5 protein-coding genes are annotated in these 6,102 nt (G+C 26.9%); 1 reads left to right on the top strand and 4 read right to left on the bottom strand.

The features are described from left to right. Positions 1-137: 137 nt before the first annotated feature. The gene (locus tag L1S46_RS24930; RefSeq protein WP_017211650.1) at positions 138-542 is read right to left on the bottom strand and encodes a hypothetical protein; all 405 of its coding nucleotides are present in this window, start codon (positions 540-542) and stop codon (positions 138-140) included. Positions 543-986: 444 nt separating this feature from the next. Here L1S46_RS24930 and L1S46_RS24925 point away from each other — a divergent pair, with 444 nt between their 5' ends. Next, positions 987-1,619, top strand: coding sequence for an aldehyde dehydrogenase family protein (locus L1S46_RS24925; RefSeq protein WP_236898128.1), 633 nt, complete (start codon positions 987-989; stop codon positions 1,617-1,619). A 404-nt stretch (positions 1,620-2,023) separates the two neighbouring features. Here the strand turns inward: L1S46_RS24925 and L1S46_RS24920 are convergent, their stop codons facing one another. The 3 genes from L1S46_RS24920 to L1S46_RS24910 all read right to left on the bottom strand — a co-directional run bounded on the left by L1S46_RS24920 (position 2,024) and on the right by L1S46_RS24910 (position 6,087). After that, entirely contained in the window at positions 2,024-2,386 is a 363-nt protein-coding gene (locus L1S46_RS24920) for a TSUP family transporter (protein WP_077306819.1), read from the bottom strand. A 431-nt stretch (positions 2,387-2,817) separates the two neighbouring features. After that, positions 2,818-3,180, bottom strand: coding sequence for a response regulator (locus tag L1S46_RS24915; RefSeq protein ID WP_012058727.1), 363 nt, complete (start codon positions 3,178-3,180; stop codon positions 2,818-2,820). Between the two features lie 51 nt (positions 3,181-3,231). After that, positions 3,232-6,087, bottom strand: coding sequence for a response regulator (locus L1S46_RS24910; protein WP_238901268.1), 2,856 nt, complete (start codon positions 6,085-6,087; stop codon positions 3,232-3,234). Positions 6,088-6,102: the final 15 nt, after the last annotated feature.

Below are 6,102 nucleotides of genomic sequence, written 5' to 3'. Positions count from 1 at the left end.
GTCCTGTTCAATACAGAATTCAATCCTTCATGATAGCTTAGTTAAATTTGTCTAACTTTTTGGGGTCAGATCAATCATTTTAGTGCCTTCTTTTAATTAACTTATATATGAAGTCAAAAGTTATAATTTATACAATCCTATTTGACTTCAAAATTTTTATTTGCTTTTACTATATATCCATTGTCATCTATTTCTGAATATGTTAATACATTTACACATGCAATTGAAACAATACCCTGAGTTTTATCTTTTTCATTTATTAAGGTATAATAGTTATACCCAGTGTTCTTAATCTTATCATTATAAAAATTTATTAAAGCTTCATCTGTTATTTTATCAGGATTATATGTAACTTCTCCTCTTTTTCCTATTTCTTCTCCTGAATTATTTAGAACTGATCTCTCTTTTATTTCTTTTATATGTATTCCTGCATACTTATTACTATTAATATATTCATTTTTCACCTTCTCTGGAATGCCGCTATATCCAATTATTGAAAATAATACGAAACCAAATATTAATCTACTAACTATTTTTTTCATTTATAATTCCCCCTATATCCTAATAAGATAATTGTATATTGTTTGATGTTTTTGTCAATTATTACTTAGTAGAAATATTGATTACTTATGTTATATAAATAAATATCTATAAAAAAACAAACTATATTATGTATCTATATATACTTTTAAGATTGTTAAATAATTATTTTTTATTATGATAATTTATACATATTCTTCAAATTGAACTTATAATTAGCTAGTTTTTTAACAATATAAAATAAAATTCAGAAAATTCACAACAACCACTTGAATAATTAGTAACATATTGTTATAATACTTAATAAGATAGTAATATAAATATTTATATTTTTTTAAATCTTATTGTTAAATAATTAACGTTAATTATTTAACTTCTTCTACTTCTATGTTAGTAGAAATCATAGTAAAAAATTAAAATCTATAAATATAAGGGGGATAAATACTATGATAGTAAAAAAACCAATTCAATATGCAGTTATAATCGATAGACAAGGAGATTGTGGAGTTTTTGACACCATGGAAGATGCCATTAAATTAGCTCATGTTGCTTGTGAAAAATATAAGCAATACAGTGAACAAAAAAAGAATGAAATAGTAGATTCAGTAATTAAAGAATTAGAATTGCACTTAGAAGAAGTTAGCTTAATGACTTGTAAAGAGAATGGTGCTAGCTCCTACAGTAATATTCTTTACAATAATACTAATGCATTAGATAAATGTTTAAATGATAACTATCTTGAATCTAGGTTCTCTATAATTAACGGTGATAATTCTTATACTGTAAATGGCGTTATTGTTGAAGCATCTAATCCTATCGAAACAATAATTAGAAACAGCATTCTAATGCTTAAAGCTGGACATGCAGTTGTATTTTCGTCAAATGAAGATGTAAAAGAAGTATTTTCTTATACTATTAAACTTATAAATAGAGCTATAGAGGCAGTAGGTGGCCCAAGAAATCTTGTAGTAACAGTAAAAAAACCCAGCGTTGAAAGCACTGATATCTTGATTTCACACGAAAAAATAACTCTTATTTCTGCAATAGATAATCAAGATACTAGAAAAATAGCTCTTTAGTTAGATGGTATTTAAATTGTTGAAAGGCATACACTTAAATAAATTTAATTCGATCTATAGCTTTGAGTGACTATATGATGGTATATATTCCAAACCACATTCATTTAAATATTTATCACCTCCATTGTATTTTCACTCATTTTCTTTAATTAAAGCACCCCAATTGGGGCTTTTTTATTTTTCTTAATTTATCATCTAATATATCAAAACTGCACCAATATGCAGAGATACCTGATGAATCGTTAATATTTTGCTTAAGTTAAGCACTATGTTTTTAGACTATTTATAATTGAAAATACAGCAATTAAATTATTAACATATAAAAAATAACCACTAACTTATAATAAATTAATGGTTATTTTAATAATATAGACTATTATTTTTTACTAATTAACTGTTTTTCATTATTTACCTATAAAAGTTTTTATTCCAACCAAAATAATAAATATTCCAAAAGCTTTTTTCATTATACTTGCTGGAAGAATATTAGCAAGCTGGCCTCCAAATTTTGCACTAATTAGCATAGTAACACAAATAATTATACCAGCAGTTATATTTGTATTACCTTTCTTATAATATTCCATGAATGCAAGTAATCCAACAGGTGGAAGCATTGCAACAAGAGATGTCCCCTGAGCTGTGAGCTGCGAAAATCCTTTTAAATACATCAATGCAGGAATTATAATGATTCCACCACCAATTCCAAACAAACCACTTAAAATACCTGCTGCAGCACCTATTATTATGTAAATTATAACATCTAACATAAAATCATCCTCCAATAATATCGAATAAATTCTTACTTTAATAAAAAAACAACTTCTATTCATTATCATTTTATATAATATATCAACTTTGAATAAATAAATTTATAGCTATTTATAATAGTATATTCCAATTGATTTTCTATATGCTAATATTAGTTAAATACTTAGCTTACCATATCTTTAAATGTACGTTTATTATTACAACACATATTCTATTGATTATAATAAAATAAGATTCCCAATTCACTTTTTAGAATTATTTAATTATATAATGTTAGGTTGTTTATAAACACCTAAATTTATTCCTTATTAATAAAAAATTAAAGAATACATTTTCTATCAATAACTGCATTCTTTAATCTCAACTAATCTACTAATCATATATATCTTTTCAGTATAAATAACGATTTTTCTATTTTTGTATTAAAATTTTATTTGTATTCTTCTAGTGTTTTTATTAAAGTTTGAGTATCAAATGGCTTCTTTATATAACTCTTAGCTCCTAAGGCTAAGCATTCATCTTTGACATCATCATATCCTACTGCAGATATAATAATTACTACTGCTTCAGGATCAATACTCATTATTTGGCTTAAAACATCAATGCCATCTTTTCTAACTTCAGACATATTTAAATCTAAAATTATAATATCAGGACTTTCAATCTTATATGTTTCTATTGCATCATCTTTACCTGATGCTTCTAAGATCATATAAGTTCCCCTTTTTTGAATAATTTTTCGTATAAACATTCGCATATACGATGAATCATCAACTATCAAAATCTTCTTCATATTAAAAACTCCTTCATCCTCATTTTTCAGAATTTGACTACTATTATTAAATTATATTTTATAAAACAAATCTTTTATTTGCCCAAAAATCTCATTACATTCATCTAATTTTTCTTCTAAAGCTTTTTTATCAAGCATTTTAGCTAATTCGTGAACAGAATTTATTCTTAGTGTTCCAGATGAACCTTTTAACTCATGAGCAAACTTTGCTAGTTTCTTTAAGTCCTTAGTATTAATGGCATCATTAATTCCATTTAACAAATCAGGTAAGCACCTTATGTAGTCTTCAAATATTTCTAATGCATCTTCTATATCAAGACCGGTATCTCTAGAAAATTCATTAATATAGTTATCTATTATTCTTGAATAGTCTATAGTATTATGTTTTTTATCTATGATACTTTCTTCAATCATCTTAAATACAATACCAAAATTAATAGGTTTAGTAATGTAATTATCCATTCCAGATTTAATACACTTTTCCGAATCACCTTCCATTGCATTAGCAGTTACTGCAACAATTTTTGTGTGCTTTCTATTTTCTTCAATTCTTCTTATTTCAGCAGTAGCTTCATATCCATCCATTACTGGCATCTGACAATCCATGAATACAATATCATAATCTTCTTCCGATACTTTTCTTAATGCCTCTTTACCATCTAATGCCACATCGCAAGTAATACCACGAGATTTAAGCATGCTTATAAAAATTTTTCTGTTAACTTCATTATCTTCTGCCAGTAAAATTCTAATTTCTGATAAATCATAAATGTTTTTAACTACATTTTTATTTGAGTCTTCAAAATGTTCTTCATCTTCTTTCTTCAAGCCTAAATTTACAGCAATACAATCAAGTAAATCATCTCTTTTTAGTGGCTTGGTCAAATAAGACGAAAAGCCATACTCCATTGCTGCCTTAAAGTCTCCTTTATACCTCGACATTAACAGTATTAACTTGATATGTTTGGCTATTGGTATATTTTTTAACGTTCGTGCAAGTTCATAACAATTCATTCCTGGTATCTCACACTCAATGATTACAATACTTATTTTATTTTTTGTATCATTATTAGAAATAATTGTTGAAATTGCTTCACCAGCACCATCAACCTCAATTATATGTAATCCAGTTCCTTTCAGGTAAGAACTTGTAATCTTTCTACTATTTTCATCATTGTCAACAATCAAAATATTCACGTCATTAACCTTTTCGAAAATAGAGATATGTTCAGAAGCCCTTTTAGATATTTTTAATCTTACACAAAATCTAAAAATAGATCCTTTATCTAATACACTATCAACGGTTATTTCACCATCCATCATATTAACCAGTTCTCGGCATATAGAAAGTCCAAGTCCAGTTCCTCCATATTTTCTCGTTGTAGATGCATCTGCTTGGTTAAAAGATTTAAAAAGTTTTTGTATATCCTTTCCGCTAATTCCAATTCCAGTATCCCTCACTTCAAATGTAAGAAGTGCGATATCATTTTCTTCCTCAAAATAATCAACCTTAATTGCAATTTCACCCGCATCAGTAAATTTAACACCATTGCTCAAAAGATTAGTTAATATTTGCTTAAGTCTAGACGGATCACCTATAACCTCATCTGGAATAGTTGGATCAATTATTGTATAAAGCTGAATTCCTTTTTCCAAGGTTTTAGGAACAAAAAGTGAAACAGCATCTTCTATAACAGTTCTCAAATTAAAGCTTATTTTTTCTAGTACTAATTTTTTAGCCTCAATTTTTGAAAAGTCCAATATATCATTAATAATATTTAGTAAAATATCTGAAGCAGATTTTGCTTCGTGTACAAATTCTTTTTGTTCCAGAGAGAGATTTGACGATTCCAATAATTCTAAAAATCCAAATATTCCATTCATTGGAGTTCTTATTTCATGTGACATATTTGCAAGAAACTGACTCTTTGCTATATTTGCAGATTCAGCCTCTACTTTTGCTTTATATAATTCAGCTTCTGCAATTCTTTGCTCCGTAATATCCTGTGCTGTACAAACAAGATATTTAATGTTACCTGATTCATCTTTAATAGGTTTACTTTTAACCTGAAGGAGCCTGTCCTCGCCTTTCCAATTCTTAATTTTAAGCTCTTTCTCTGCTGGCTCATCATTCCTAAATAATTCCCAATTATTTTCAGACAACTTATTTGCAGTATTAACATCAAATATGTCATATAGGTCTTTATATTCTAAATCGCTCTTTTTCTTACCAAAAAATTCTGCATGAGCCTCATTAACAGTTGCATATGAAGTAACATTGCTTAGTGCCCAAATCTGCGATGCAGCATTATCAAGTAAAATAGTCTGACCATTAAGAAGCGATTCGTATTCTTTTAATTTTGTAATCCTAGCTTTTATGAATTCTAAAAACTTTGAAATATTATTTAATATTTTTATCTGTTCCGATTGCCATATTATTGATTCCGATAAGGTTTCAAATCCTATAAAACCTATTAATTTGTTTTTATCTTTTAATGGAAGTATAAGAGACGATTTTATCCCCTCCATATTAAAAGCTTCTAATTCAAATGTTGCATCAACCGGAAATTCAGTTATATTATTTAAAACAATAAAATCCTTACTTTTAATTTGACGGATTAACCATGGAAAAGCGTAAACTACTTCATCCTCTATAATTTCCCTTTTTGGTTTTATAAACTTTTTATTCCATTGACATTCTATTTTCATAAAAGTAGGGTCTTTAGAAAAATGATATATATATATTCTATCTAAATCAAAAAATTCTCCAATTTCCTCTAATGATTTTCTTAATAACTCATTATAGTTTATAGAATTCACCTCTAAAAATCTCACATGAATACTATTCATTAATTTTAGGAAATCATTAGAATAAATATTTATTTCATCCTTATTTTGATTCTTCATATTATCCTCCTAAAA

The sequence above is a fragment of the Clostridium sp. YIM B02500 genome, from assembly GCF_022324665.1.
GTDB lineage: Bacteria > Bacillota > Clostridia > Clostridiales > Clostridiaceae > Clostridium > Clostridium beijerinckii.
Note: the sequence above shows the minus strand (reverse complement) of the source record. Positions and strands in the feature narration are given on the sequence as shown.